The 25,413-nt window shown below is 57.9% G+C and carries 18 protein-coding genes; 5 read left to right on the top strand and 13 right to left on the bottom strand.

The window, feature by feature from the left end; translation table 11 throughout:
• Nucleotides 1-97: 97 nt before the first annotated feature.
• Nucleotides 98-1,399, top strand: a complete 1,302-nt coding sequence (locus ACKUG4_RS02235; protein ID WP_064381736.1) for an OprD family porin — start codon at nt 98-100, stop codon at nt 1,397-1,399.
• Between the two features lie 152 nt (nt 1,400-1,551).
• Here ACKUG4_RS02235 and ACKUG4_RS02240 read toward each other — a convergent pair whose 3' ends face one another.
• The 13 genes from ACKUG4_RS02240 to ACKUG4_RS02300 all read right to left on the bottom strand — a co-directional run bounded on the left by ACKUG4_RS02240 (nt 1,552) and on the right by ACKUG4_RS02300 (nt 19,012).
• Nucleotides 1,552-2,172, bottom strand: a complete 621-nt coding sequence (locus ACKUG4_RS02240; RefSeq protein ID WP_445433316.1) for a transglycosylase SLT domain-containing protein — start codon at nt 2,170-2,172, stop codon at nt 1,552-1,554.
• Between the two features lie 44 nt (nt 2,173-2,216).
• A complete protein-coding gene (locus ACKUG4_RS02245; RefSeq protein ID WP_445433317.1) occupies nt 2,217-3,155 on the bottom strand; it encodes a carbohydrate kinase family protein in 939 nt (312 codons plus the stop codon).
• Between the two features lie 13 nt (nt 3,156-3,168).
• A complete protein-coding gene (gene xylB / locus ACKUG4_RS02250) occupies nt 3,169-4,665 on the bottom strand; it encodes a xylulokinase (protein ID WP_445433318.1) in 1,497 nt (498 codons plus the stop codon).
• A 219-nt stretch (nt 4,666-4,884) separates the two neighbouring features.
• Complete coding sequence (locus tag ACKUG4_RS02255) at nt 4,885-6,357, bottom strand: mannitol dehydrogenase family protein (RefSeq protein ID WP_445433319.1); 1,473 nt, start codon at nt 6,355-6,357, stop codon at nt 4,885-4,887.
• A 16-nt stretch (nt 6,358-6,373) separates the two neighbouring features.
• Nucleotides 6,374-7,477, bottom strand: a complete 1,104-nt coding sequence (locus tag ACKUG4_RS02260; RefSeq protein WP_085610232.1) for an ABC transporter ATP-binding protein — start codon at nt 7,475-7,477, stop codon at nt 6,374-6,376.
• A 23-nt stretch (nt 7,478-7,500) separates the two neighbouring features.
• Entirely contained in the window at nt 7,501-8,331 is an 831-nt protein-coding gene (locus ACKUG4_RS02265) for a carbohydrate ABC transporter permease (RefSeq protein WP_007957423.1), read from the bottom strand.
• 8 nt (nt 8,332-8,339) lie between these two features.
• Entirely contained in the window at nt 8,340-9,266 is a 927-nt protein-coding gene (locus ACKUG4_RS02270; protein WP_039768250.1) for a carbohydrate ABC transporter permease, read from the bottom strand.
• Nucleotides 9,267-9,435: 169 nt separating this feature from the next.
• Nucleotides 9,436-10,746: an ABC transporter substrate-binding protein gene (locus ACKUG4_RS02275; RefSeq protein ID WP_445433320.1), complete on the bottom strand. Its 1,311-nt coding sequence runs from the start codon at nt 10,744-10,746 to the stop codon at nt 9,436-9,438.
• 226 nt (nt 10,747-10,972) lie between these two features.
• On the bottom strand, nt 10,973-11,878 hold the full coding sequence (locus ACKUG4_RS02280) for an AraC family transcriptional regulator (protein ID WP_085703022.1): 906 nt from the start codon (nt 11,876-11,878) through the stop codon (nt 10,973-10,975).
• A 116-nt stretch (nt 11,879-11,994) separates the two neighbouring features.
• Nucleotides 11,995-12,846 carry a phosphatidylinositol-specific phospholipase C domain-containing protein gene (locus tag ACKUG4_RS02285; RefSeq protein WP_445433321.1) on the bottom strand — a complete coding sequence of 284 codons (852 nt, stop codon included), beginning with the start codon at nt 12,844-12,846 and terminating at the stop codon, nt 11,995-11,997.
• A gap of 107 nt (nt 12,847-12,953) precedes the next feature.
• Nucleotides 12,954-14,246, bottom strand: coding sequence for a glycosyltransferase (locus ACKUG4_RS02290; protein WP_064596442.1), 1,293 nt, complete (start codon nt 14,244-14,246; stop codon nt 12,954-12,956).
• A 77-nt stretch (nt 14,247-14,323) separates the two neighbouring features.
• A complete protein-coding gene (locus ACKUG4_RS02295; protein WP_445433322.1) occupies nt 14,324-18,217 on the bottom strand; it encodes a hypothetical protein in 3,894 nt (1,297 codons plus the stop codon).
• 432 nt (nt 18,218-18,649) lie between these two features.
• Nucleotides 18,650-19,012: a response regulator gene (locus ACKUG4_RS02300; RefSeq protein WP_064596446.1), complete on the bottom strand. Its 363-nt coding sequence runs from the start codon at nt 19,010-19,012 to the stop codon at nt 18,650-18,652.
• 264 nt (nt 19,013-19,276) lie between these two features.
• Between ACKUG4_RS02300 and ACKUG4_RS02305 the strand changes: the two genes are divergently transcribed.
• From ACKUG4_RS02305 to ACKUG4_RS02320, 4 genes are read left to right on the top strand one after another with little or no spacing between them, the layout of a single operon-like run.
• The gene (locus ACKUG4_RS02305; protein ID WP_445433323.1) at nt 19,277-22,768 is read left to right on the top strand and encodes a response regulator; all 3,492 of its coding nucleotides are present in this window, start codon (nt 19,277-19,279) and stop codon (nt 22,766-22,768) included.
• Nucleotides 22,768-23,601 (top strand): CheR family methyltransferase, encoded by an 834-nt coding sequence (locus ACKUG4_RS02310; protein WP_064596454.1) that lies wholly within the window; start codon nt 22,768-22,770, stop codon nt 23,599-23,601. Before ACKUG4_RS02305 ends, ACKUG4_RS02310 begins: the two co-directional genes overlap by 1 nt.
• Nucleotides 23,598-24,191, top strand: coding sequence for a chemotaxis protein CheB (locus ACKUG4_RS02315; protein WP_064596456.1), 594 nt, complete (start codon nt 23,598-23,600; stop codon nt 24,189-24,191). The genes ACKUG4_RS02310 and ACKUG4_RS02315 overlap by 4 nt, the downstream gene beginning before the upstream one ends.
• Nucleotides 24,185-25,399, top strand: coding sequence for a hybrid sensor histidine kinase/response regulator (locus ACKUG4_RS02320; protein ID WP_064596458.1), 1,215 nt, complete (start codon nt 24,185-24,187; stop codon nt 25,397-25,399). The genes ACKUG4_RS02315 and ACKUG4_RS02320 overlap by 7 nt, the downstream gene beginning before the upstream one ends.
• Nucleotides 25,400-25,413: the final 14 nt, after the last annotated feature.

The raw sequence follows: 25,413 nt of genomic DNA on the forward strand, positions 1-25,413 counted from the left end.
GCGTGTTCACTGCCTCCCGGTTCTTCACTGGTCCGGGACGGGAGCTATTTCTGGTTGTTTGTGCCTTTGCGCAATCGTTGTTCTGTTGGAGTTTTCAATGCGTCCCCCATTTCCCCTCATCACCCCGCGCCAGTCGCTTGGCTTCGGAGCCTTTGTGCTGTGCGCCGGTTTTACCGCGCAGGTCCAGGCCAGCGGTTTTTTCGAAGACACCACGGCGAAGATCGAATCGCGCACGGTGTACTTCAACCGCGATTTCCGTGACGGGCACACCTCCAGTGATCAGGGCGCGTCCAAGCGCGAAGAGTCGGCGCAGGGCTTTATTCTCAATCTGCAATCGGGCTACACCGAAGGCACCGTCGGTTTTGGTATCGATGCGCTGGGCATGGCGGGTTTTCAGCTCGACTCCAGCCCCGATCGCAGCAACAGCGGCCTGTTGCCGTCCAGCGGTGACAACCCGCGCGGTTCAAAAGGTCAGTACGCAAAAATGGGCCTGACCGCCAAGGTCAAAGTCTCGGATACGGTGCTGAAATACGGCGCGTTGCTGCCGGATCTGCCACTGCTCAAATACAACGACGGTCGCCTGCTGCCGACCATGTTCAACGGTGCGATGCTGACCTCCAAAGAGGTGAAGGACCTGACCTTCATGGCCGCGCGTCTGGACAAGTACACCGCACGGGATTCGACCGATTCGCAAGACATCCGCGTGCACTGCAAGAACAAGCGTTATGCGTGCAACACCACCGCCGATCATTTCGACATGTACGGCTTCGACTACAAGATCAACGATCGCCTGACCGCGCAGTATCACTACGCCGAGCTTGAAGATATCTATCGCCAGCACTTCGTGGGTCTTTTGGCGAATCAGCCGCTGGGTGACGGCGTGCTGAAAGCTGATCTGCGTTTGCTGAAAAGCGCCGACAGCGGTGATGCGAAAGCGGGCTCCATCGACAACCGCGCCTTGAGCGGAATGCTGTCCTACGGCATCAGTGGTCACACCTTCAGCGCTGGCTGGCAGCGCATGAACGGTGACAATTCGATGCCTTATCTGGATGGCAGCAACCCGTATCTGGTGAACTACGTGCAGGTCAACGACTTCGCCGCCGCCCAGGAGCGTTCGTGGCAGCTGCGTTATGACTATGACTTCAAGGCGATCGGCATCAACGGTTTGAGTTTCCTGACCCGCTACGTGAACGGTGACCACATCAAGGTTCCGGGCAGCGATCAGGAAGGCAAAGAGTGGGAACGCGACAGCGAGCTGAAGTACGTGATTCAGACCGGGACGTTCAAGGACGTCAGCCTGCGGTTGCGTAATGCGACTTATCGCACCAACTACGAGAAGTTTGCTCGGGATGTGGATGAGACCCGGTTGATTGTGAGTTACAACTTTTCGGTGTTGTAACCCTTGGGCCAGTGGTGTCTGAACTGACGCCTTCGCGGGCAAGCCCGCTCCCACAGGTTTCCCGGGTGCTCACTTAATTGTGGTCACCCTAAATCCCTGTGGGAGCGGGCTTGCCCGCGATGGCGATCTCGATGTCACCGAGATCCTGACATTTACAGCCAATGCCAGAACCGGCTCCAGAATCCGCGATTCAAATCATTCTTGCACGCTGCGTATTGCTGACCGTACATGTCCGAGCGGTTCTGCACCTTGCGCGCCACCGGCATCAGCCACGCCTTGCTGGCGTAGGTCTTCTGGCGAAAACCGCCCCAGCCTTCGTGGTAGTTGAGGTACTGATTGTAGGCGTCGTACTTGTACACGCCGTTGATCGAGGTGGTTTTGTCCATGTACCAGCCGACGAAGTCGATGGCGTCATCGAAGTCTTCACGATCGGCGCCGTAGCGACCGGTGCTTTTCTGGTAGTCGGACCAGACTTCATCCTTGGCCTGTGCATAGCCGGAGGCCGTCGAAACCCGGCCCCACGGGATCACCCACAACAGGTATTTGCGCGGCGTCTTGGCGTCATAGCGGTAGCCGGACTCCTGATACATGATGGCGAACGGCACCTGGATCGGTACGCCCCAGCGCTTTTGCGTGACTTGCGCCGCGTCGTACCAATCACTTTTTTCGCGGAAAATCTCGCAGAGGTTTTCCGGCGAACGCGGTGGCGATGTTCCGCAACCGGTCAACAGTGCCGCCAATACCAACAGTCCAACCGTGCGCCGCGAATTCAAAAGCCGTCATCCCGTCGTGCAAAAAAGGGCGCCAGTCTACGCGGTCAGGTCAACTGGTGGCGATAAGGCAAATCCGGACCTGTTTTACTGCATGTAAGGGCGGCGGCCTGTACGGCAAACCTGAGCATGCCGTCGATCTGCTCGCGGTTAAGGTGCTGAACACCTTCCACCGAGTCCAGTTCATGTTCGGTCAGCCAGGTGATCAAAGCGGCCTGGAAGGTATCGCCGGCGCCGACGGTGTCGGCAATCTTCACTGAGCTTGCCGGCACCGACCATGAACCGTGGGCACGGCTGAACACGGTCGCGCCTTCACCGCCACGGGTCAGAAACACCACTTGGCAGCGATGCTGCAGCCAACCTTCGATGACCCGCTGTGGATCCTGCTCGGGGTACAGCAGGTTCAAATCCTCGTCGCTGACTTTGATCAGGTTCACCAACGGCACCAGCGTGGCGATCCGCTCGCGCCACAGGTCGATGTTCGGCTCGGGGTTGAGGCGCACGTTCGGGTCGAGGCTGATCAGGCGTTTGCCGCTTTCACGCTGCACCAGCGCAAGCAAGGTATCGGCAATCGGCTGCACCACCAGCGAGAACGAACCGAAGTGCAAGCCGCGCACTTCCGGGCCCAGCGATGGCAGATGGGTCAGGCTCAGCTGACGGTCGGCGCAGCCTTCACCCCGGAAGCTGTAATGCGGCGAGCCGTTGGCACCCACCGCGACCATCGCCAGAGTGGTCGGTGCAGCGAAATCCACCAGATAGTCCGGGCGTACGCCTTCATCCTGCAACACTTGCTGCAAACGCCGGCCGAGGTAATCGGTGGACAGCCCGCCAAACAGCGCCGAATCCACACCCAAACGGCGCAAACCCACCGCCACATTGAACGGCGAGCCACCGGCAATCGCCTTGAAATTGACTTTCGATGCCTGCCCGCCGGCATCGTCTTCGCTGAAGAAATCGAACAGTGCTTCGCCACACACCAGGTACATAGTTGTTTGCTCTTTATAAGGTTGCGACATGCAGTCGATAGCGTTCATAGGCCTGCTGGAACGCCGCGACATTGGCGGCAACCGGCAGGGTTTCACTGTTCAGGTCGAGCTTCACGCAGCGCTGGCACAGATCGGCCAGAGTGTCTTCGTGGCCGTTCGACCACGATTTGCACCACGCCGCCTGAATCGCCGCGCCGAGGGCTGCGGCTTCGCTCTGCTCGGTGCAGATCACCGGGGTGTTCATGATGTCGGCGACGATCTGCCGCCACACCGCACTTTTCGAGCCGCCGCCGATCAGGCAAATGCTGCGGCTTTGTAAACCATTCTGGCGCAACAGATCCAGTCCATAACGCAAGCCGAAGGTGGTGCCTTCGACTGCGGCGCGGCACAGATTGGCCTGGGTCAGGTTATCGATGGTCAGGCCATTCAGGCTGCCGGTGGCGTGGGGCAGGGGCGGCACGCGTTCGCCGTTGAGGAATGGCAACATGCTCACGCCCTCGGCGCCAATCGGAGCCTGGGCCACCAAGGCATTGAACGCGTCGAGATCGAGGTTGAACAGTTCGCGGATCGCACCGGTGGCGTTGGTCAGGTTCATGGTGCAGATCAATGGCAGCCAGCCGCCGCTCGAGGAACAGAAGGTTGCGACCGACGCATCCGGGCTGACCTTCGGTGCCTCGGCGTAGGCGTACACCGTGCCGGAAGAACCGAGGCTCATGGTGATCGCCCCCGGCTGAATATTGCCGGTGCCGATAGCGCCCATCATGTTGTCGCCGCCACCGCTGGACACCACCGCGTTGGGGTTGATGCCCAGCTGTTCGGCAATGGCGGGAAGGATCGTGCCGACCGCTTGATGGGCGTCGATCAGTTCCGGCAGCGCGGCTTGCAGACGACCGCTGGCGTCGATGTCGCGCAGCAGCTGCAAATCCCATTGGCGGGTGCGCACGTTGAAGTAACCGGTGCCGGACGCATCGCCGTATTCGCTGCACGCACGGCCGGTGAGCCAGAAATTCAGGTAGTCATGGGGCAGCAGGATCCGTGCGATGTGGGAGAACACATCCGGATGTTGCTCCTTGGTCCACAACAATTTGGAGACGGTGTAACCCGGCGCGATGACCACGCCGAGGCGTTCCAGCGAACCTTGTTCACCGCCCAGATGATTCAGCAGGCGATCGTTTTCAGGCGTGGTTTCGGTGTCGCACCAGAGCTTGGCCGGGCGCAGGACCTGGCCTTGATCGTCGAGCAACACCAGGCCGTGTTGCTGGCCGGAAACGCCGATGCCCTGGATTGACTGACCGTCGACATTTGCCGCCAACAAAGCGCGACGGGTGGCGAGGGCGAAGGCTTCCAGCCATTGCGCGGTGTCTTGCTCGCGGCGGCCGTTGGCGCCGCTGATCATCGCGTGGGCGGCGGCGCCCTGGCCGAGAACCTGACCGCTGACAGCGTCGAGGATGATCGCTTTGGTGCCTTGGGTGCCGCAGTCGATGCCGAGGAATAGTTGTTGTTTGTGCATGGTGTGAACCTGTTGGTTTTTTGGCGACTTCTAAAGCCACCCCTCACCCCAACCCTCCCGAAACGTCGGACCGCCCCAAAGGGGAGAGGGGGAAAGGGAGCAGATTTGTGTAGGTTTCAATTCCTGAGTTCGGCTCCGGACTTTCAGGTCGATGTACCTCGGATAAACACCTCGGTCGGCTCCCTCTCCCTCTGGGAGAGGGCTGGGGTGAGGGGCTTTTCAGGCCAGAATACGCTCGAGAGTCCGAGTGACGCCTTCTTCTCGCAAGCTGTTCAGGCACCACTCAAACGCTGCCACAAACTCCTTCGAACGCGGTATCGCCGTACCGAAGATTTCTTCAACCCCCAACAACCGCTCAGTGATCAAAGCATCCTCCGCCACCAACCCCTGACAGAACGCCGCCCGAGGATCCGGAATCGAGTAAGTGTCGCCATTCTCGTCCACGCCCTTCAAGTAAAGTGCCCAAGCCGCCACCACCAAAGCCGCGCGTTTGGTCTCGCGCCCATCGGCAATCAACCGATTGATCGTCGGAATGGTGAACTTGGGAAACTTCGACGAGCCATCGGAGCAAACCCGCTCCAACTGATCGGCAATCGCCTGATTGGAAAACCGCGCCACCAGCGTGTCCTTGTACTCGGTCAGGTCGATGCCCGGCACCGGCGCCAGTTGCGGGGTCACGTCCAGGTCCATGTAGGCGCGCATGTAGCGCACGAACAACGGGTCGTTCATGGTTTCGTGAACGAAACGGTAGCCCTTCAAAAAGCCCAGGTAAGTCAGCGCCAGATGGCTACCGTTGAGCAGTTTGATCTTCATCTCTTCGTAGGGGGAAACATCGTCGGTGAACTGCACGCCGACCTTTTCCCAGGCCGGGCGGCCGTTGACGAACTTGTCTTCCAGCACCCATTGCACGAAGGGTTCGCAGACCACCGGCCAGGCGTCGTCGACGGCGTGTTTGTCCGCCAGTTGCAGGCGATGCGCGGTGCTGGTCATCGGCGTGATGCGGTCGACCATGGCGTTGGGAAAACTGACATTGGCGTCGATCCAGCCACGCAGGTCCGGATCGAGCAGCGCGGCGAAGGCCAGCAGCGCCTTGCGGGTCACCGCGCCGTTGTGCGGCAGGTTATCGCACGACATCACCGTGAACGCCGGAGTGCCCGCCGCACGCCGCTTGGCCAACGCCGCACAGAGGAAACCGAACACGGTTTTCGGCTGTTGCGGGTTCGTCAGATCGTGCTGAATCTGCGGCAGGTGCGCCATGAATTCGCCGTTGCTGTCGTCGATGCAATAACCGCCCTCGGTGATGGTCAGCGAGACGATGCGGATCTGCGGATCGGCGAGTTTGTCGATCAGCGCCTGGGCGCTGTCCTCGGCCAGCAGCATGTCGCGGATTGCGCCGATGACGCGGACTTCGGTGTCGTCGCTGTCGCCCAGTTCGAACAGGGTGAACAGGTAGTCCTGCTCCTTGAGATCGTCGCGGGTGCGGCGGTCTTCGGCGCGCAGGCCGACGCCGCAGATCGCCCAGTCCAGCGCTTCGCCGGTGTTCATCAGCGCGTCGGTGTAATACGCCTGATGCGCGCGATGGAAACCGCCGACGCCAATGTGGGCGATGCCTTGGCGGGTGTCGCTGAGGCTGTAGGCCGGCAGTTTCACTTCGGCGGCCAGGCGGTTGAGGTTTTGCTTGTTCAGTTTCATCGGGTCAGTCTCGAAATCAGGCGGCCGCGCGCAACGGGCGGGTCAGCGCCACGCCGTCGGCATCGAACAGATGGCAGTGGGAAGCGTCCAGGTGCAGGTTCAGTTGTTCGCCGTAACGGCTCGCCAGATCACCGCGCACACGCATGGTCAGGGCTTCGCCGGCGTTGGTCTTGACGTGGCAGAAGGTGTCGCTGCCCAGCCGCTCGCTGACGTCGGCGATGACTTGCAGGGTGCAGTCGCCCGCTTGTGCCAGCTCCAGATGTTCCGGGCGAATGCCCAGGGTCACGGCGCTGCCGACACTCAGGTTCGCCGCGTTGAAGGGCAGGGTGATGCGGGTGCCGGCATCCAGCGAGACTTCGCAACTCGCGCCGTCGATGCGCGCGATCTGCCCTTTGAGAAAGCCCATTTTCGGCGTGCCGAGAAAACCGGCGACGAACAGGTTGGCGGGGTTGTGATACAGCTCCAGCGGCGAGCCGACCTGCTCTATCTTGCCGCCATTGAGCACCACGACCTTGTCGGCCATGGTCATGGCTTCGACCTGATCGTGGGTCACGTAGATCATCGTGGCTTTGAGGTCCTTGTGCAGGCGCAACAGTTCCAGGCGCATCTGCACCCGCAGGGCGGCGTCGAGGTTGGACAGCGGCTCGTCGAACAGGAAGATTTTCGGGTTGCGCACGATCGCCCGGCCGATGGCCACGCGCTGACGCTGGCCGCCGGACAGTTGTTTCGGCTTGCGTTCCAGCATCGGGCCCAGTTCCAGAATGCGCGCCGCTTCGCCGACTTTCTTCTCGACTTCGGCTTTCGGTACGCCGGCCAAGTCGAGGGCGAACGACATGTTTTTCTTCACGGTCATGTGCGGGTACAGCGCGTAGGTCTGAAACACCATCGCCAGATCGCGCTTGGCCGGGCTGACTTCGGTGATGTCGCGCCCATCCAGTTCGATGGTGCCGCCACTGACTTCTTCAAGGCCGGCGATCAGGCGCAGCAGGGTGGATTTGCCGCAGCCCGACGGGCCGACGAACACCACGAATTCCTTGTCGTTCACCTCAAGGTCGATGCCCTTGATGATGGAAAAACCTTCGAAGCCTTTTTGCAGATTCTTGATTTTCAGGTTGGCCATGGTGGCGCTCCTCATGCGAATTCTTATTTCACGGCACCGAACGACAGGCCGCGCACCAGTTGTTTCTGGCTGATCCAACCGAAGATCAGGATCGGCGCGCAGGCCAGCGTCGAGACGGCCGACAACTTGGCCCAGAACAAGCCTTCGGGGCTTGAGTAGGAAGCGATCAACGCGGTCAGCGGCGCGGCTTTGGACGAGGTCAGGTTCAGCGACCAGAACGCCTCGTTCCAGCACAGGATCAGCGACAGCAGCACGGTCGACGCGAGGCCGCCCTTGGCGATCGGCAGCAGCACGCGGAGCATTTCCTGAGCCAGGGTGGCACCGTCGAGGCGGGCGGCTTCGAGGATGTCTTTGGGGATGTCCTTGAAGTAGGTGTAAACCATCCACACCACGATCGGCAGGTTGATCAGCGTGTAGATCACGATCAGCGCGATACGCGTGTCGAGCAGGCCGAAACTCTTGGCCAGCAGGTAGATCGGCATCAGCACGCCCACCGGCGGCAGCATCTTGGTGGAGAGCATCCACAGCAGCGTGCCCTTGGTGCGCTGGGTTTCGTAGAACGCCATCGAGTAGGCCGCCGGCACCGCGATCAGCAGGCACAGGGCGGTGGCGCTGAAGGAAATCACCACCGAGTTCCAGGCGAAACTGAAGTAGTCGCTGCGCTCGTTGATGTGCAGGTAGTTCTCCAGCGTCGGCGTGAAGATGAACTGCGGCGGCGTGGCGAAAGCGTCGATTTCGGTCTTGAAACTGGTCAGCACCATCCAGAAGATCGGGAAGAAAATGATGATCGCGATGGCCCAGGCCAGCGTGCCGAGCAGCAGGCTTTGCAGCCGGCGGGATTGTTGAAGAGTCATGGCAGGCCTCAGGCTTTGTCAGTCAGGTTTTTGCCGATCATCCGCACCAGAATGATCGCGGCGATGTTGGCGATGACCACGGCGATCAGGCCGCCGGCCGAGGCCATGCCGACGTCGAACTGCACCAGCGCCTGGTTGTAGATCAGGTAGGCGAGGTTGGTCGAGGCGTAGCCGGGGCCGCCGTTGGTGGTAGTGAAGATTTCGGCGAACACTGACAGCAGAAAGATGGTTTCAATCATCACGACTACCGCAATCGGCCGTGCCAGGTGCGGCAGGGTCAGGTGCCAGAAGATCGCGATCGGGCCGGCGCCGTCGAGGCGGGCGGCTTCTTTCTGTTCCTGGTCGAGGGACTGCATGGCGGTCATCAGGATCAGGATCGCGAAGGGCAGCCATTGCCACGACACAATGATGATGATCGACAACAGCGGGTAGTGGGCCAGCCAGTCCACCGGCTGCGCGCCGAACAATTTCCAGATATAGGCGAGGATCCCGGACACCGGATGGAAAATCAGGTTCTTCCAGATCAGCGCACCGACCGTGGGCATGATGAAGAACGGCGAAATCAGCATCACCCGCACGATGCCGCGACCGAAGAATTCGCTGGCCTCCAGCAGCGCACTGATCAACACGCCGAACACCACGCTGATCAGCAGCACGCTGCCCACCAGCAGCAACGTGTTGGTGGCGCCAGGCATGAAGCCGGAGTCGGTCAGGAAGTAGGTGAAGTTTTCCAGCCCGACGAATTCGTTGGTGCCCGGATCGAGCAGGTTGTAGCGGATCATCGAGAAATAGACGGTCATGCCCAGCGGCACGATCATCCACAGCAGCAACAGGGCCACCGAAGGGCTGACCAGAAACCAGCCGGGATTGGCCACGCGGCTTTTGCGCCGGGGCTGCGACAGGTCGATGTGGGCTTTGGCAGTTGAAGTATTCATGGCGTTTACAACCGAGTCATACAGACCTATGGAGATCCCATGTGGGAGCGACGGTGCGACGATTCGACTTGCTCGCGAAGGCGTGGTGTCAGACAACAAATGTTTCACTGATACACCGCTTTCGCGAGCAAGCCCGCTCCCACAGAAGGCAGGAGAGGCTTTCGCAGGATTACTTCGGATAACCCGCGCGCTTCATCTCGCGTTCGGTGGTTTGCTGCGCGGCGGTCAGTGCCTGGTCGACCGTGGTCTGGCCGATCAGCGCCGCCGAGAACAGCTTGCCGACCTGGGTGCCTACACCCTGGAATTCAGGAATGGTCACCAGCTGGATGCCGATGTACGGCACAGGCTTGAGGGTCGGTTTGCTCGGGTCGGCCGCTTTCAGCGATTCAAGCGTGACCTTGGCAAACGGCGCGGCGCTCATGTAAGCGTCACTGTAGGTCGAGGCGCGGGTACCCGGCGGAACATTGGCGATGCCGTCGGTTTTGGCGACCAGCTCGCCGTACTCTTTTGAGGTGGCCCAGGCGCTGAATTCCTTGGCGGCATCCTTGGCCTTGGAGCTGGTAGGGATCGCCAGCGCCCACGAGTACAGCCACGCCGAGCCTTTGTCGGTGGCCTGATGCGGCGCGTAGGTAAAGCCGACGTGATCGGCGACCTTGCTTTGAGTCTTGTCGGTAACGAACGAACCGGCGACGCTGGCATCGACCCACATTGCGCACTTGCCGCTGTTGAACAGCGCGAGGTTTTCGTTGAAACCGTTGCTGGAGGCACCCGGCGGGCCGGATTTCTTCATGGTGTCGACGTAGAAGTTCAGCGCGTTTTTCCACTCCGGACCGCTGAATTCGGGTTTCCACTGCTCATCGAACCAGCGTGCGCCGTAGGCGTTGGCGATGGTGGTGATCAACGCGATGTTTTCACCCCAGCCGGCCTTGCCGCGCAGGCAGATGCCGTACTGTTCCTTGTCCTTGTGGGTGAGTTTTTCGGCGAAGCCGGCGATCTGTTCCCAGGTCGGACGCTCGGGCATGGTCAGGCCGGCGTCCTTGAACAGGTCGGTGCGGTAGTAGGTGATCGAGCTTTCGGCGTAGAACGGCAGGGCGTACAGCGAACCTTTGACTGACAGGCCTTCGCGCACCGACGGGAACACATCGTCGAGGGCGTAGCTGGCCGGCAGATCCTTCATCGGTTCAAGCCAACCCTTGGCGCCCCAGAGTGCAGCTTCGTACATACCGATGGTCAATACGTCGAACTGCCCGCCCTGAGTGGCGATGTCGGTGGTCAGGCGCTGACGCAGGACGTTTTCTTCCAGCACCACCCAATTGAGCTTGATGTCCGGATGCTCGGTCTCGAAGGTTTTCGAGAGCTTTTGCATGCGGATCATGTCGCTGTTATTGACGGTGGCGATGGTCAGGGTCTGGGCGCCAAGGCTGACGCTGCTGAGGGTCATGCAGGTGAGGGCCAGCAGAGCTTTTGCAGTGGGTTGCATCGTGCACTCCTTTTCTGCACCCGGCGGGGGCAGAAGGACAGTTATTGTTTTTGTGTTCTTCCAGCGGGGGAAGAATGTGCACTGATTACAGCCTTCTGACGCAGGGCTGACAAATCATCCCTAGCACTTGAATCGATACTTTTTTGCACTCGGGATTGGTGCGGCAAACGCAGGGAAGGGCGTTTCAGAAGGACGGCCTGCATTAATCCGTACAGGTTTTCCGGCGTCAGCCGTGGTTTTGCTCGGTCAGGCGCTGCACCACCAGCCGCCGATAATGCGAAGGCGTCATGCCTTTGAGCTGCTGAAAGCGCCGATTGAAATTGGAAATATTGTTGAAGCCCGACTCGAAACACACTTCGGTGACCGGTTTGTCGCCGTCCGCCAGCAGTTCGCAGGACTTGCTGATGCGCAGGCGATTGACGAATTCGATGAAGTTGCGCCCGGTGGCCTGCTTGAACACGCGGCTGAAATAGGTCGGCTTCATGCCCAGGTGCTCGGCGACTTCCTCCAGCGGCAACTCGCGGGCGTAGTGGGCGAAGATGTAATCCACTGCGCGGTTGGTGCGGTCGATGTTGTGCTCGTCGGCCAGTTGCGGGGTGGTTGCGCCGGACAGCAGCTGGTAGTCGTCGCAGGCCGCCAGCAATTCCATCAGGATGAAAAAGTGCCCGAGACGGGTGATACCGTTTGAATCAGCGATGCGTTGCATCAGGATCATGGCCTGACGGATTGTCTGCGGGGAGCGGAATTCGATGCCGTATTGCGCACGTTCGAGCAGCGGCGCCAGGGTCTTGAGTTCGGCGAATACCTGATGGCCGCTTTCAAACAGCTCATCGGTGAAGTTGACCAGCATGTCACGCTTCTCGACCACTTCGTCTTCGGCCACCTGGCTGATCCAGTTGTGCGGCAGATTGGGGCCGGTGAGAAACAGGGTCTGCGGATAGAAATTGCCGATGTAGTCGCCGATGAAGACCTTGCCCGAACTGGCGACGATCAGGTGCAGCTCGTATTCCTTGTGGAAATGCCAGCGCACCAGCGGGCAGGGGAAGCCGTGCTGACGATAGATGATGGACAACCCGTTATGGTCATCCATCAGCTCATAAGAAGGGTCGGTCACGCGGGCGGTTCGGGTCATGGTGGCTGCACTTTTTTATTATTGCCGCTCAATCATGCCTCTTTCCGGGCATGCTCGACCAGAGCGCAATGGCGGCGGCGTGGCAAGGCCGTGATTCGCCGCGCCGCAGCGCTCCCTTATTGTCGTATTTTTTTCAAGTTGGCCGCCCGACAGTAAGCCACGATTTTTGAATCTTCAATAAAGTCGACATTGATGATATTCGACTTCTCGGCCCAGTCACTTTTATCTGGGTCAAACCACTCATCAAGTTCCTTGTGCAGGCGAACAGGACCCAATAGCAAAGTCCAGGTGGCAGCGGATAAAGACCAGGGTGCCCAACTGCCCGGAGGTGTTCTCATTACCCGGGTGATATAACCTTTCAAATCATCTGCTCTGGTAGAAGACTTCTCTTCCCACTGGTGTTCGATTTTTCTGTTGAATAGATTTTTATCGAGATCATCGTGCCCGGGCGCACAGACCAAAATACGTTGGATCGGACTGATGCGTTTTAATTGCGCAAGACTGAGGTCAGTGTTGTAGGTCGGAATGATTCGCGGCCCCAGATATTCGATCAAATAGTCGTTGAATCCTTTGAAGTCGAATTTTCCTTCACTGTCCGCCAGTTCGTGAAAGTCCAGAATAATGAACTCGTCTGGATTGAGGTGAAGAAAGTTTTTAACTTCAAACAACAAGTCAAACAAAGTGCGCGATGAGAGAAACTTATTGTGTCGGAATCGGTATTTCAGAATGCCTTTCTCCTTGGCCAAGCTCGCCAGTCGCAGGTCAAGAGCTCGTGACCCATTGCTCAGTTGTGAATAAAAGGAATCATTCTGGCAAGCGAGATGGTGAGGGCCTGGAATCAATGCATAGGAAGCCTTGCGATCACAACCTGCGTTATGAGTGCCGGGCAGACTGAGTTCGGCCAGTGACAAAACATCTATGTCGGGCGTCGATGACATCCAGTTGTTTTTAGAGAAGGTGTTGTTCATAAAAATCCTTGTTTGGTCAGGTGTCACTTGAAGTTGTTCAAGTGGCAGCAAGGATATTTATATTGGCTTGTTTTTTATTCAAGTGATTGTTTAATGCCGGATGTATATTAGTGGTTCTGTTTATTTTTTGCCTCTATCCACTGCGACATATACTGCGTGCTTTTGTGTGCGTGATGGCGAAGCATACTTCCGATGAAGTTGGTGTTTCTTGAAAGTTGCAGATTTTTCTGGCAGCTCAGCAGTCTTTCGATCAGCGCTGGACCATGTACCCGTTTTGAATATCGATCACTGAGTAGAGTGCGTCCCTGGACTTGGGCCTGTTTCCACAAAGATTCGTCCTGGTAAAGAGCCACCGCCGCATTGGCGAGACTTTCGGCGGTTGCATCGATGGTCCCAGGCCAGGCCTGTTCGCCGTGCATCCCCTCGGCGCCAATCGGTGTCGTGACGCTGGGCGTGCCACACAGCATGGCGTCAACCAGTTTGCCTTTGATGCCGGCACCAAAGCGTAGCGGCGCCAGACACACGCGGGCCTGAGACATCACCTGTAACGCATCTTCCGCCCAGTTCATGACATGGAAACCTTGGGCCGCGTTGTGCAGTGCCGTGGCTTTGGGCGGTGTGTAAGCACCGTAGACATGCAATTGGGCTTCTGGCAATCGAGCGCGAATCAGCGGCCAGACCGTGGTCTTCATCCACAGCACCGCGTCCCAGTTGGGAGCGTGACGGAAGTTGCCGATGCTGAGGAAATGCGCGCGCTCATCAAACGGACGGAAGACCGCGTCTGGAATCTCGACCATCAACGGGCACCAGTGCAGCAATTGTCGCGGCAGCCCGAACTGAGACACCAGCAACTCGATCTCGACTTCGGAAATCATCAGATTCAAATCACAGCGGTACAGGGATGCGATCTCCCGTTTCGCCAGATCAGAACACGCCATCAATTCAAACTCTTCACGCAACGCCGGAACATACAACTGGCGGAAGTCGTTCTGATCGGCGTCGGCTTTCAGGCGCTCCTTGAGGCGGTGATGCCGCGCATGCCGCAGGCTTTGCAAGTCTGAGGTTTCCAGCACGCGCAGGGCGTTCGGGCAGTGCTTTTCAACGCGCCAACCGAACTGTTCTTCCATCATGAACTGGTCGAACAAGACAATGTCCGGTGCAAGTTCGCTGATAAACACATCGAAACTGCTGTTGTTCAGTTCGATAGGGACTTCGCGGACGCCCATTGAAGTCAGATCGGCGCGGTGTTCACCGGGGCCTGCTGGACTGGCGAAGGTAATCTGCCAGCCCTGTTCAAGAAACGTCTCGAGAATCTGCATCACGTGTCCGCTTGCCGCCGAAGAGCGGGGTTCCGGCCAGACATAGCCTATGACCAGGACGTTGGTTTCGGGCTGGGACATGAGGGCGATTCCTTGAAACATGAAAAAAACAGGGCGCGCATTAAAGCACAAACCGGGCAGTGCCCGGTTTGTCGTTCTTAGGGTTTGGGTCTGGCGAGTTGAATCGGCAGTGTTCCCTGAATGAACTTGTATTTCGTTTTATCGGCTGCCTCCAGTGAGCCCTTTATATAGGCCAGATTGAACATCAGCTCGCGGGGGTTGCTTCGACTCTGATCCAGCAGGGACACCGCCAACGAATAGGAGTCGGCATTGCGAAGCGCCGGATGCTGGCGAACGATATCGGGCTGACTGTTGATACTTGCCTGGAACTCGGTAAATGAAGGTGGCTGAGCTGAGCTGAAGTGCGGATTGACGAGATTATCGGGATGGGCGCTTTTGGCGTCCTTCGCAAAGTCGATCAGGCCCGCCGCATCGATGGGGGCGGCTCCGGAGCCCGAAGTTATTGGATAGCCATAGTAGAAATCCAGGGTCTGCGGCGCACCGTGGGACATTTCATGGATCAGCGCATCGGCAATCCGTGCTTCGTCGTAGCGGGAGATTCTGTAGAGATCGTCCAGGCCATCCTTGTAAATCACCAGAAAGTGCTCGGTGCTGTCCTGGACGGTGCCGCCGGCCAGCACACTGGTTTTCCATCGTTTATAGGCATTGGTACGTAATGCCGCTGCCGCTTCCGAACCGCGCTTGAAGGACATATTGGCCAGGGTGACCGAGTCCAGATCCTTGCGCATGACTTTCAGATTCGCGAGCAAGTAATTCAGGGCCTCATCGGAATCACTGCCGAAGACATACTTCAGAATCGATCGAACGTCATCGTCGGGAGCCTTCGACAGCAGCGCGATAGCGTTGTCGAGCTTGGTTCTGGCAAGTGGAATGGCTTTACTCACATAAGTGCGGGTATAGCTGAACGGATTGATCAGGTTGAATAGCTTGCGCAAAGGGGAGGTTGCCGCCACTTTGAAATTTTTCAGGGCAGGCCCCCATGGGCCACCTGTTCTGAGGTTCAGTGCACGCCAGTCGCTGTTTCTCTCAAGGGCGATCAGGCTCTTCGACTCACCCAGGTCACCGACGGCTTTCCAGGTGCCTTGCAGCAGATCGGATTTTTGCGCGGCCTTGATCAAGTCATAGGATTGCGCGCTACCTGCCAGTCGGCGCAATTGACCGGTGGCCGTTTCCACCGCTTCAATGGCGTGACCGGTCAGCAACAGGACGCCGCGTCTGGTCAGACGGGCACCCTTCAACACCAGCGTGGGCAAACCGTCCAATGGATTGACCAGTGACAAGGCAAAATGGGCGCTGGCCTTGGCAATCTTCAGCACCTTGCTGGTCATCGAGGCCGTTCTGGCAACGATGCCGGCCACCGAGGCGCCGAAGCCGATAATCAATCCCAGTAGCGCCAGGCCATCCAGGACACAGCCACCGACGCCCTCGGTGACGCGCTCGGCATCGCCGGAGTTGATGTCTTCGATGCACTTCTTGAAAGGCACGAGAACATTAACGAGGGATGTATCCAATGCATTGTTGTAGTCACGCAACTGTTGCAGCTCGGTCCGGGTGTTCAGCAGCGTGTACAGTTCCTCGCGGGTGGCCATTGGATGACAGCTCAAAACGCTTTCCGCCAAGGCATCGAGTGCAACGGAGAAGAATAAAGGCACGGGACGCGCATCATTCGATTGGCAAGTGAAGTGCCAGAGCTTTTCCACCACGACTCTGGAACTGACGTCTGACCTGGGCTCGCTGCCGTCAAGATAGGCTGCAAAGTCGAGCGGCCATGGCTGCTCGAACCGTTTGTCCTGAAAGTCCGTCTCAGCACCGACGTAAGATAATTCCGGGGTGTCGTCGATCACCCCGCGCGATTGAATCAAGGTAGCCAGATCCGGTCGTGCGCGGCACAGTCCTTTAAGTGGGAACAACTCATAACAACGGAATTCACCATCGCTGCGACTGCCCAGAATAATCCCGTAGCGTCCCTTGGCGGCATTGCGCTGGCGCTGAGTCTCCTGAAATGCATTCAGCGGATTCACTTCATTGCGCACGGTATAGAGAGTGGTGGAACCATTGATCAGGAACTTTCTGTCTTCCTCGGGCAACTGGGTGATTGCCATTTTTATGACAGAGGCGAGGCCGTTTTGCAGCGTCGGATAGTACTGATCAAATGCCGCATCGAACAATTCATCCACGGACTCAAGTTTGCTCAATCTTGAAAAAGCCCCTTTCGGAAGTTTGAGATTGGTAGTGGCCACAAAGCTATTATTGAATTGCCCGCCAACTTCGAGATCGTCAGACATGTATAGATCGAGAATCGAAGCGCGAAGGTTCAATACTCTAGAGAAAACAAGGCTGTCCACTCCAGTTTCATGAGCCAGTGACTCCACAATATTGGGAATATTTAACGGGATCTGCGTGAGCACCAGATCCAGAAAGTTTCGCTCTTTTAAAGATGCAACGTATCTGATCTTGTAAACACGCTGTTCGAGATAGTCTCCTCCCGGCATGACGCGCTTCAAGGCCTCCAGCGCCAACTTGCGTCTATTGGGTGGAGTGACCGATAGACCGGATTCCATTTGGTTCAACGCTTCGGCGTATTGGGTGAAGTAAGAGGCAGCGGTATTGAAAGTCGCGACGTCGTAGTCCGTATCGGCAATATAAGGAATCAGTTCGTTGAGCATGGCCCAGTGGATGATCGGTCGAATGGCCGTCACCTCGTGAAGAAGGCGCTGCGCCTTGCTGACAGGCGCCAGATCGGAGAATGCCATGATGTCGCTGTACTTCATCAACCGGGATGTACCCGGTGCAGCCGCTTCGATCAGCGCTACAGCCTGGGTGAGCACTACCCATCCCGGTTTGTCGATGGTCAGTTCATCAGGCACGCCTTGCACGAGAAATTCGGGAGCCACCCCCGACAGCAGCAGATGCGCTGCCAACGAAGCATTGTGCGGTTCCAGTAACGTGTTGGCGACGAGGTGCTGTTCCACCTCCAGCACAATGTCGGATGCGGTGCGCGAGGCATTGGCAGGCTGGTACAGCGCGAGACCGGCAACGGCTTTGCCGGGTTTGTCGACGTCCGATACCAGGTCCAGAATCAAGGCAGTGACCACCAGGTAATCGAGCTGGCGCGTGGCGACGTCAGGATGGTCGGTATCCAGGTGCCATTCCAAGCGTTTGTGCAACGTTTCGCCCAGTGTCCTGACTTTCGGCCTTTTCAGAAAATCTTTCAAATAGCCACCAGCACGCTCACGTCTGACGGCGTCGGGGAATGCACTGAAGTTCTTCAGGGCGATGTACTGCAGCAGGCTTGTCTGTCCGTGGGTTGTTTCGCCAATCACGTCACGGATGGTTTGCCGGTCTGCAGTCGACAGATGAAAGGCAGACTCCGGGGGTTCCATCAATAATTCGTGATAGTCCCCGGTCGCAGGGGCGGAAGGCATTTCGAACTCCAGGAAATCGATCAGGCTTTGCGTCTCATCATCGGTGACTGGTATATCGAACTGGTGATAACGCAGCCATTGTTCAACACCGATGACCGGCCCCGAAAAAACACAGCCGCCTGTCTGTAGCGTGCATTCGGCGAGCATTTGCAGTTCATCTTGCAGAGCAGATGATTCGCCGTCGTGAGTCAGGTCAATCCAGATTCCGTCCTTCAGTACCCAGAGAACAGCGTGTTCATCGACACTGACAAGAGCGTCGGAGGGTAAGTGATACTTGGTTTTCAAACTGGAAAAGGCATCGCTTGCGATCAACTTCGACAATGCAACGCGAACGAATTCCTCGGCGGTGTCAAAAGTGGAGCCTGCCGTTCGTGGAAAAGTGGCAGGGTGAAAAGTACCGGATACCTTGACAGGGCGATTACTTTTCAAGTCTTTAAGAGCCACAATAACCGTGGCTTTTTCCTTTTTGTCGAGTTCTGGTTGTTGGGTAAACGTAAATAAATTTATCGAATTGATGTCCGGTATCAGGGTCGGAGCAGGTTGCATAAGTAAAAATCCTTATTGTTTGAAAGATATGACTTCCTCGTTGGTCGTGCGGGGGCTTTATTGATGGTGCATGCGCCATGAGTCGCCGCAGAGTAATAGTGCTCCGCGCTGACTTGTTAGTTGAATTTGATTTCGGGGTTGTTCGCTAAGTTTTAAATTGTTGCGCTGAAACTTGCGCCGCCGATAACAGTGTGGCTCTGAAGCCAGTGTCCGGAAGTGACGAGGATTTCAATATAACCAGCGCGTCGAGTGGTTGTTTTAGAGCTCTGGCTTGGTCGTATCAAAGGTGAAAATGCAAAAAAAACCACAACTGCCGGCGGCCTGAGAATAACTGAGTTTTTCGACGCAGGTGCAGTTGTGGCTGGTTTCAAAGTGGGTCAGGGCAGATCGAATGTCTGCCCTTGAAAGTTTGCGAAAATGAACGTTCCGACTTCAGGGTTGAGCAATAACGGCTTTGACTTTGTCGCGCAGTTGATCAATCGAGAAGGGTTTGCCGATTACATGCATACCCGCCGGTACATCGATAGTTTCGGCGTAACCGCTGGCAAACAGGATTGGCAGGGTCGGGCGCAGCTTGCGGGCTTCGGTGGCCAACTCACGCCCATCCATACCCGGCAAGCCGACATCGGTCATCATCAGGTCGATGTGCTTGTCATCCTTGAGGATTTCCAGTGCCTGTTCGCCGCCATCTGCTTCCAGGACCTTGAAGTCCAGTTCCTCCAGCACATCGATGATCAGCATGCGCACGATGGCGTCGTCTTCGACTACAAGGATGGTGGGCGCGGGGGTGGACATAGTGGCGGCTCTCAAGAATGGGGGACGGGGCGCCGGTCGATCAAAAATGCCGGGCTCTTGCATGAGTAAGTGGCGCATAGCCACAAGTTCCCGACTGCATACAAAAAAAGGATAGGCGCAAACGGGCGGGCAAGGATAACTGTTGGGCCGCGATTCGGCGTAGGCAAATGTAGGAAAACAGTATTAAAGCTGTGAGAAAAATGGATCCATGGTGCCGTTTTGGGGCAAACTCCCTGGTTTTCAACAGTTCGACAAGGCTGCCACATGTCCTCTCCGTCTTCGGTTGATGAGCAACGGTTTCGCAAACTCCTGAGCCGCAACGTCAGTTTGCCGTTGGGCGTCGGCGTCATCAGTGCCGTGTTCTTCATTTCATTGATCACCTATTTGTTGTCTGTGATCCAGTGGGTGGAGCACACCGACCGGGTGATCAATAACGCCAACGAAGCGGTGAAACTCACCGTGGATCTGGAAACCGGCATGCGCGGGTATCTGCTCAGCGGCGACGAGCACTTCCTCGACCCGTACGAAACGGCCAAGCCACGCATCGCCGTGGCACTGAATACCTTGCTTGAACTGACTGCCGACAATCCGGCGCAGACCGATCGCCTGCGTCGACTTCAGGCGCTGCAGACCGAGTGGGCGACCTATGCGCAGTCGATGATCGATCTGCAACGCGCCAGCGGTGATTACAAGTCGGCGGTCAAAGCGGGGAAGGGCAAGCGCCTGACCGATGAAATACGTAAACAGTTCGAAGATGTGATTGAGACCGAACAGTTGCTGCGCGCCTCCCGCAACGAAGACGTTCGCCGCACCACGGTCTGGAGCATCAGCCTTTATCTGCTGTTCGTGGCGGGCATCAGCGGTCTGTTGGCCTATGTCGGTCGCCGCGATCTGCTCAACCTGTCGCAAAGCTATGGCGCGACCCTGGCGGCGCAAGAGGCCAGTGCAAAGCGTCTGGAACAGCAAGCCTGGTTGCGCAACGGCCAGACTCAGCTCGCCGAGCAAGTGCTGGGGCAACTGACGGTCAATCTGCTGGGGCGCAATATCCTGCAATTCTGCGCTCAGTACCTCGGCACCGCCGTGGCCGCGCTGTATGTGCGCGAGGAGCATGGCGGCCTCAAGCGCGTGGCGACTTACGGTTTCTCCCGCGAACAGGAACAACAGGATCAGTTGATTTACAGCGATGAAGGCCTCGTCGGGCAGGTCGCCCAGCAGGCTCGGCTGATCCGTCTCGATTCGGTGCCATCCGATTACTTCAAGGTCAGCTCCGGTCTGGGCGAAGGCCTGCCGCACAGTGTGCTGGTGGTGCCGACCAGTGATGACGACCGGGTCAACGGCGTGATCGAACTCGGGTTCCTGCGTCCGCTCACCGACCGTGATGTGGCGCTGCTGGAACTGATCGCCGGCAATATCGGCACCTCCATCGAAGCCGCGCGCTATCGCCAGCGCTTGCAGGAAGTGCTGGCCGAAACCCAGCAACTCAACGAAGAGTTGCAGGTGCAGCAGGAAGAGCTGAAAACCGCCAACGAAGAGTTGGAGGAGCAATCGCGGATTCTCAAGGAATCCCAGGCGCATCTGGAAACCCAGCAAGTCGAGCTGGAACAGACCAACGAGCAACTGGCCGAACAGGCCCAGACCCTGGCCGAGCAGCGCGACGCCATGGATCAAAAGAACAACGAGCTCAATCAGGCCCAGGTGCAGCTCGAAGAGCGTGCCGAGGAACTGCAGCGTTCGAGCAAATACAAGTCCGAGTTCCTGGCCAACATGTCCCACGAACTGCGCACGCCGCTGAACAGTTCGCTGATCCTGGCCAAGCTGTTGGCGGAAAATCCGCAGGACAACCTCAGTGCCGAGCAGGTGAAGTTTGCCGAGTCGATCTATTCCGCCGGCAACGATTTGCTCAACCTGATCAACGATATTCTCGATATTTCCAAGGTGGAAGCCGGCAAACTCGAAGTGATCCCGGAAAACACCAGCGTGGCACGTCTGGCCGACGGCTTGCGCGGTATGTTCGAACCGCTGGCGGCAGACAAGCAACTCGCATTCAGTGTCCAATTGCAGCCCGATGCGCCGATTACGCTGTTCACCGACCGCCAGCGTCTGGAGCAGGTGATCAAGAACCTGCTGTCCAACGCCGTGAAATTCACCGAACAGGGCACGGTCAGCCTGACCATCGCCGGCCAGCCGGACGATCACATTGCCTTTATCGTGCGCGATTCGGGGATCGGGATCGCAGCGGATCAACAGGAAAGCATTTTCGAAGCCTTCCGCCAGGCCGACGGCACCACCAACCGCAAATACGGCGGCACCGGACTGGGTCTGTCGATTTCCAGGGATCTGGCGACTTTGCTTGGTGGTTCGATCAGCGTCACCAGTGCGCCGGGGCAGGGCAGTGTCTTCACCCTGGTGCTGCCGCAGCAATACCGCGAGCCGGGCGACGCGCCGGTCGCGCCGCTGACGTTCAGCCCGCCCGCTGCCGCTCCGGTCATTGCACCCGCCGTGACGGTTTCGCCGCTGGCCTCTGTCGACATTCCGCGTTTCAACGATGACCGCAATAAAGCGCCGTTTGATACCCGCTGCATTCTGGTGGTGGAAGACGAGCCGAATTTCGCCCACATCCTCTATGACTTGGCCCATGAACTGGGCTATCAATGCCTGGTTGCCCACGGTGCCGACGAAGGTTATGACCTGGCCAAAGAGTTCGTGCCGGACGCGATCCTGCTGGACATGCGCCTGCCGGATCACTCGGGTCTGACCGTCCTGCAGCGTCTGAAAGAACACGCCGAAACCCGGCACATCCCGGTGCACGTAATTTCCGTGGAAGACCGCGTCGAAGCGGCCATGCACATGGGCGCCATCGGTTACGCGGTCAAGCCGACCACTCGCGAAGAGCTCAAGGACGTGTTTGCCCGTCTCGAAGCCAAGCTCACGCAGAAGGTCAAACGTGTGCTGCTGGTGGAGGACGACGATCTGCAGCGGGAAAGCATTGCCCGCCTGATCGGCGACGATGACATCGAAATCACCGCCGTCGGCCTGGCGCAGGACGCGCTGGAACTGCTGCGCACGACGATCTTCGATTGCATGGTCATCGATCTGAAGCTGCCGGACATGCTTGGCAACGATCTGCTCAAGCGCATGTCCACCGAGGACATCTGCTCGTTCCCGCCGGTCATTGTCTACACAGGGCGCAATCTGACCCGCGACGAAGAAGCCGAACTGCGCAAGTATTCGCGTTCGATCATCATCAAGGGCGCACGCTCGCCGGAACGTCTGCTGGACGAGGTCACACTCTTTCTGCACAAAGTCGAATCACAGTTGTCCCATGAACGGCAGAAGATGCTCAAGACCGCCCGCAGCCGCGACAAGGTCTTCGAAGGACGCAAGGTGCTGCTGGTGGACGACGATGTACGCAACATATTCGCCCTGACCAGCGCGCTGGAAACCAAGGGTGCCGTTGTGGTGATCGGCCGTAACGGCCGCGAAGCGATTGAAAAACTGAATGAAGTCGAGGACATCGACCTGGTGCTGATGGACGTGATGATGCCGGAGATGGATGGTTTTGAAGCCACTATCGAAATCCGCAAGGATCCGCGCTGGCGCAAGCTGCCGATCATCGCGGTGACGGCCAAGGCCATGAAGGACGATCAGGAGCGCTGCCTGCAGGCGGGCGCCAATGATTACCTGGCCAAGCCTATCGACCTGGATCGTCTGTTCTCGCTGATTCGCGTGTGGTTACCCAAGATGGAACGCATTTAGTGGAACGTAGTAATTCCGTTGAGCGGAACAGTGAAATCGAACTGCGGTTGCTGATCGAAGCGATTTATCTCAAGTACAGCTACGATTTTCGCGATTACTCCGGCGCCTCGATCAAGCGCCGTGTGCAACATGCGTTGAGCCAGTTCGAGTGCGCGACCATCTCGGCCTTGCAGGAGAAAGTCCTGCATGACCCGACGGCGTTCATGCAGTTGCTGCAATTGCTGACGATCCCGGTCAGCGAGATGTTCCGCGATCCATCGCACTTCCTGGCAATCCGTCAGGAAGTGGTGCCGCTGCTCAAGACTTATCCGTCGATCAAGATCTGGATCGCCGGTTGCAGTACCGGCGAGGAGGTCTACTCGATGGCGATCCTGCTGCGCGAAGAAGGCCTGCTTGATCGTACGATCATCTACGCCACCGACATCAACCCGCGCTCGCTGGACAAGGCCAAGCAAGGGATCTTTTCGATGGAAAACGTGCGCGCCTACACCGCCAACTATCAGCAGGCAGGCGGCCAGCGTTCGTTCGCCGACTACTACACTGCGGCCTATGGCTACGCGATTTTCGACAAGAGCCTGTGTGAGAACGTAACGTTCGCCGATCACAGCCTGGCGACCGATAGCGTATTCTCCGAAACTCAATTAATTTCATGTCGTAACGTATTGATTTACTTCAATAAAAAGCTTCAGGATCGAGCTTTCGGGTTGTTCCATGAATCGTTGTGTCACCGTGGATTCCTGGTGCTGGGCAGCAAGGAAACCCTCGACTTCTCAGGCTATGCCAACCAGTTCGAACCCCTGGTGAAACAAGAACGGATCTACCGCAAATCATGAACAGTGCCGCGGATTTGCCTCGGGTCGAGGCGATTGTGGTCGGAGCTTCCGCCGGTGGCGTCGAGGCGTTGCTGACCTTGCTTGGTTCGCTGCGGGCCGGGTTCGGGCTGCCGATCATCATTGTGCTGCATCTGCCGGAAGAGCGTCGCAGTCAGCTCGTCGAGGTATTCGCCCGGCGGCTGGCGCTGCCGGTCGCTGAAGCCATCGACAAACAGGACATCATGCCCGGCACCGTGTATTTCGCCACGCCGGGTTATCACCTGTCGGTGGAGCAGGATCGCAGCCTGTCGCTGAGCCTTGAAGACCGTTTGCATCATTCGCGGCCTTCGATCGATTTCCTGTTCGAATCCGCCGCTGATGCCTACGGGCCGGCGCTGGCCGCCGTGCTGCTGACCGGCGCTAACCACGATGGCGCGCGAGGCCTGGCCCAGGTCAAACGCCGGGGCGGCCTGACCGTCGTGCAGGATCCGGATGACGCACAGGTCGATACCATGCCTCGCGCGGCACTGAAAACGCATCAACCGGATTACATACTTCCCATACACGGCATCGGCCGTCTGCTTGTCGAGCTGGAACGAATCGCATGCTGAGTAATATCCAGGCAAAACTGCTGATCGTCGACGATCTGCCCGAGAACCTGCTGGCCCTCGAAGCGCTGATCAAACGTGAGGATCGCACCGTCTACAAAGCATTGTCGGCGGACGAAGCACTGTCGCTGCTGCTGCAACACGAATTCGCCATGGCCATTCTTGACGTGCAAATGCCCGGCATGAACGGCTTTGAACTGGCCGAATTGATGCGCGGTACCGAGAAAACCAAGAACATTCCAATCATCTTCGTCAGCGCCGCTGGCCGCGAACTCAATTACGCGTTCAAAGGCTACGAAAGCGGGGCAGTGGACTTCCTGCACAAGCCGCTGGACATCCATGCGGTAAAAAGCAAGGTGAACGTGTTTGTCGATCTGTACCGCCAGAGCAAGGCGATGAAGCAACAGGTCGAAGCGCTGGAGCAGAGCCGTCGCGAACAGGAAGCGCTGTTGCAGCAACTGCAAAGCACCCAGGGCGAACTGGAGCAGGCGGTACGCATGCGTGACGATTTCATGTCGATCGTCGCCCACGAAGTGCGCACGCCGCTCAACGGTCTTATCCTCGAAACCCAACTGCGCAAGATGCACTTGGCCCGGGACAACGCTGCCGCGTTCACCCTCGACAAGATGCACGCGATGGTTGACCGCGACGAACGCCAGATCAAAAGCCTGATCCGGCTGATCGAGGACATGCTCGACGTGTCGCGGATCCGCACCGGCAAGCTGTCGATCCGACCGACTCGTTTCGATCTCGCACAGTTGGTGAGCAACTTGCTGCAAAACTTTGCGCAACAGATCGAGGCGGCGGAAACCACCGTTTCCTTCGAAGCGGAGAGTCCGGTCGAAGGCTGCTGGGATGAGTTTCGCATCGAACAGGTGATTTCCAACCTGCTGACCAATGCCTTGCGTTATGGCGCTAGAAGCCCGATTCAGGTGCGCGTCTATCGCCAGGGCAACCACGCACGGGTCGAGGTTCAGGATCACGGCATCGGCATCAGCGAGGAAAATCAGAAACGCATTTTTCAACAGTTCGAACGGGTCTCCGCCAAGACGGTGGTGGCCGGCCTCGGACTGGGTCTGTTCATCTCCGAACAGATCGTCGCCGCCCATGGCGGCTTCATCGTCGTCGAAAGCAAGATCAACGAGGGCGCCCTGTTTCGCGTTTGTCTGCCGCTCCAGGAAAACGGCGAAACAAACGCAACCTCTGAGTGACCGCACGGTCGTAT

Origin of the sequence: Candidatus Pseudomonas auctus (genome assembly GCF_048654275.1) — a bacterium.
GTDB lineage: Bacteria > Pseudomonadota > Gammaproteobacteria > Pseudomonadales > Pseudomonadaceae > Aquipseudomonas > Aquipseudomonas pharyngis.

What these genes read in the sequence shown, in the direction of transcription:
- ACKUG4_RS02235 (WP_064381736.1), top strand. Translation starts at nt 98, where the DNA reads ATGCGTCCCCCATTTCCCCTCATCACCCCGCGCCAGTCGCTTGGCTTC.
- ACKUG4_RS02245 (WP_445433317.1), bottom strand. Translation starts at nt 3,155, where the DNA reads ATGTACCTGGTGTGTGGCGAAGCACTGTTCGATTTCTTCAGCGAAGAC.
- xylB (WP_445433318.1), bottom strand. Translation starts at nt 4,665, where the DNA reads ATGCACAAACAACAACTATTCCTCGGCATCGACTGCGGCACCCAAGGC.
- ACKUG4_RS02255 (WP_445433319.1), bottom strand. Translation starts at nt 6,357, where the DNA reads ATGAAACTGAACAAGCAAAACCTCAACCGCCTGGCCGCCGAAGTGAAA.
- ACKUG4_RS02260 (WP_085610232.1), bottom strand. Translation starts at nt 7,477, where the DNA reads ATGGCCAACCTGAAAATCAAGAATCTGCAAAAAGGCTTCGAAGGTTTT.
- ACKUG4_RS02265 (WP_007957423.1), bottom strand. Translation starts at nt 8,331, where the DNA reads ATGACTCTTCAACAATCCCGCCGGCTGCAAAGCCTGCTGCTCGGCACG.
- ACKUG4_RS02270 (WP_039768250.1), bottom strand. Translation starts at nt 9,266, where the DNA reads ATGAATACTTCAACTGCCAAAGCCCACATCGACCTGTCGCAGCCCCGG.
- ACKUG4_RS02275 (WP_445433320.1), bottom strand. Translation starts at nt 10,746, where the DNA reads ATGCAACCCACTGCAAAAGCTCTGCTGGCCCTCACCTGCATGACCCTC.
- ACKUG4_RS02280 (WP_085703022.1), bottom strand. Translation starts at nt 11,878, where the DNA reads ATGACCCGAACCGCCCGCGTGACCGACCCTTCTTATGAGCTGATGGAT.
- ACKUG4_RS02285 (WP_445433321.1), bottom strand. Translation starts at nt 12,846, where the DNA reads ATGAACAACACCTTCTCTAAAAACAACTGGATGTCATCGACGCCCGAC.
- ACKUG4_RS02290 (WP_064596442.1), bottom strand. Translation starts at nt 14,246, where the DNA reads ATGTCCCAGCCCGAAACCAACGTCCTGGTCATAGGCTATGTCTGGCCG.
- ACKUG4_RS02295 (WP_445433322.1), bottom strand. Translation starts at nt 18,217, where the DNA reads ATGCAACCTGCTCCGACCCTGATACCGGACATCAATTCGATAAATTTA.
- ACKUG4_RS02300 (WP_064596446.1), bottom strand. Translation starts at nt 19,012, where the DNA reads ATGTCCACCCCCGCGCCCACCATCCTTGTAGTCGAAGACGACGCCATC.
- ACKUG4_RS02305 (WP_445433323.1), top strand. Translation starts at nt 19,277, where the DNA reads ATGTCCTCTCCGTCTTCGGTTGATGAGCAACGGTTTCGCAAACTCCTG.
- ACKUG4_RS02315 (WP_064596456.1), top strand. Translation starts at nt 23,598, where the DNA reads ATGAACAGTGCCGCGGATTTGCCTCGGGTCGAGGCGATTGTGGTCGGA.
- ACKUG4_RS02320 (WP_064596458.1), top strand. Translation starts at nt 24,185, where the DNA reads ATGCTGAGTAATATCCAGGCAAAACTGCTGATCGTCGACGATCTGCCC.